This window comes from Iodidimonas nitroreducens (assembly GCA_000710935.1).
Lineage (GTDB): Bacteria > Pseudomonadota > Alphaproteobacteria > Sphingomonadales > Rhodothalassiaceae > Iodidimonas > Iodidimonas nitroreducens.
In genome coordinates this window covers 1-1,152 of sequence record BAYV01000048.1, presented here as the reverse complement: position 1 = coordinate 1,152, position 1,152 = coordinate 1, and the positions used below count along the sequence as shown (strand labels likewise).

At 59.5% G+C, this 1,152-nt stretch carries 1 pseudogene; it reads right to left on the bottom strand.

The features are described from left to right. Positions 1-18: 18 nt before the first annotated feature. Positions 19-1,081, bottom strand: a pseudogene (locus tag AQ1_RS12160) (integrase core domain-containing protein). Between the last annotated feature and the right edge of the window lie 71 nt (positions 1,082-1,152).

The following is a 1,152-nucleotide window of genomic DNA, read 5'->3' as shown; positions in this document are numbered from 1 at the left end:
TGACCTGCCACTGAATTTTCATCCATTCGGGACCAGAGCCCTTTGGGTTGATACGCCAAGTGGCGCAGGTTGAGCAACCGACATCCGCAGGGAGCTTTCAGATGGCTCTGCGCGGGTGTCGGTTGCGGTGGAGAGGTGTTTGGCGAATTCCTTTGGTGTCTGATAGCCCAGCGCCGAATGCGGGCGTGTTTCATTGAAATCGGCGGTCCAGGCCCGGATCACGACACGGGCGTGCGTCATGTTCCGGAACAGGGTCTCGTTCAAAAGCTCATCGCGCATGCGCCCGTTGAAACTTTCGACAAAACCGTTCTGCATAGGCTTTCCTGGCGCGATATAATGCCATTCGATCTTGCGTTCCGAGGCAAAGCTTAAGATCGCATGACTGGTCAGTTCGGTGCCGTTGTCGCTGACAATCATGACCGCCGACCACAGGCGAGCTGGTCATGGACGAAATCCAGCGACCACCGGGCATTGGGTCGCGCCTCGACGGGGATCGGAGCGCGGCTGCCCACGGCCTTACGGCGTGCGCGGCGCTTGCGCACGGTGAGCCCTTCTTCTCGATACAGCCGGTAGATGCGGTTGATCCCCGAGAGCTCTCCATCGCGGCGTAACAGCACGAACAGCCGCCGATAGCCAAACCGGCGGCGCTCATTCGCCAGATCCCGCAGCCGCTGGCGCAGCTCAGTCTCGGGCGGTCGTATGGACTGGTAGCGGATCATCTTGCGATCCGCCCCAACAAGGCGGCAGGCCCGCCGCTCCGACAGGCCCAGCCTGGCCTGAAGATGCGCAACAGCTTCGCGCTTTACGGAGGGCCCTACCATTTTTTTGAGAGCAGTTCCTTCATCCCAGCACTATCCAGCATCTGCTCGGCCAAAAGCTTCTTCAGCTTGGCATTCTCGTCTTCAAGCGCCTTCAGCCGTTTGGCATCCGAAACCGTCATCCCGCCAAACTTCGCCTTCCACGCATAAAAGGTGCCCTCCGACATCCCGTGCTTGCGGCACAGGTCTGCGCACTTCGCGCCCGACCAATGCTCGGTCAGAATGCCAATAATCTGTTCTTCCGTGTATCGCGTTCGCTTCATTGTCCGTCCCTTCCTTCGGGCGGACTCTAGTCCAAAACGGAGGAATAATCCCGTGGCAGGTCACAGTGCCA